Origin of the sequence: Pseudomonas sp. 008 (assembly GCF_016861935.1) — a bacterium.
Classification (GTDB): domain Bacteria; phylum Pseudomonadota; class Gammaproteobacteria; order Pseudomonadales; family Pseudomonadaceae; genus Aquipseudomonas.
This window is the reverse complement of sequence record NZ_BOMA01000047.1, coordinates 1-1067: the sequence shown is the minus strand read 5'-3', so window position 1 is coordinate 1067 and position 1067 is coordinate 1. Positions and strand designations below refer to the sequence as shown.

General features: G+C 57.8%; 1 protein-coding gene. It reads right to left on the bottom strand.

Annotated features, from left to right (window positions below):
- Positions 1-976, bottom strand: a 976-nt coding sequence (locus tag JUI81_RS31625) for an IS4 family transposase (RefSeq protein ID WP_204125693.1), incomplete at its 3' end; no start/stop codon positions are given.
- Between the last annotated feature and the right edge of the window lie 91 nt (positions 977-1067).

The window sequence follows — 1067 nt, the reverse complement described above, 5'->3', positions numbered from 1 at the left end:
CGGCCAGGACGTTGTAGGCCAACACCGCAGTAGTGAACCCGAGCAATGCGGCCTTTGGGCTACCAAGGGTTTCGATTTCACTTTCCAGGATTGCTTCCAGTCGCTGGAACATGCCTTCAATGCTCCAGCGGCGGCGATAGAGTTCCGCGATCTGCTGCGCGCTGACGCTTTCAGGCAGGTTGCTCCAGAACATCAAGCTGCTGTCACCCGAGTCTGTTGGCGAGTGAAGCGTCAGTTCGACACGTCGACACTGGTAACCGCCTCTAACCTGAATAATCTGTTCACGCACGGTGCCCGTGCTCACAGGCACTGGTTCTTGCCAATGCCCCTCTTGAATCAAGCGTGGATGCTTGGCCTGTTGACGAATGACAAAGGAGGTTTTGACCTGTTCGCAAGCCTCCATGACCGGGAGCGTGCAATAGAGTCGATCAGCCAGCCACACCTGGCCCGGCTCGGCATCGGCCAAGAGAGGCAGCACGCAAACACGCTCGCTTGCGTAGGCATCTTCACATGCCTGCAGGTCGATGACTTGATCCAGGTCGGGGTCGTAGACAACCACCGAAAACCCGGGCCGAGCGGCGCCGCGCTCGTGGCGTAAAGCCCCCAGTCGTTTCTCAGTGGATGCCAAGTGATTACCGTCCACCACCCGAACCTGCCAACCCGGCAGCATCGCCGTGCAACCCAACTCCTTGATGGTTGGAGCCAGGCGCTGCGCACAGCCCGTGACCAGGGCGCGCAACAGAGCTGGCTCGGTACGACTGATCTTGTCGTAGAGGGCCGCCAGGCTAACAGGAAGATCTTCCAGTTGCCGCGCCGCGGCGTGCAGGGATGGCTTCAAACCCAATGAAACAAGGGACATCAGCTTGATGATGGTCGAGAACAGTAGCTCACGAGAATACTGCCGTTGCCGATGTTCTTCGAAGACCTGATCGACCCACTCAGGGGCAATAGCGTGCTCCAGCGCCAATTTGGCCATAACGCTGGCAGGTGCTTTTTTCTCGAAACGCTCCAGAACATCGGCCCACATCGTTCGGGTATCCCTGATAGAAACTTCAGAAGATTTTACC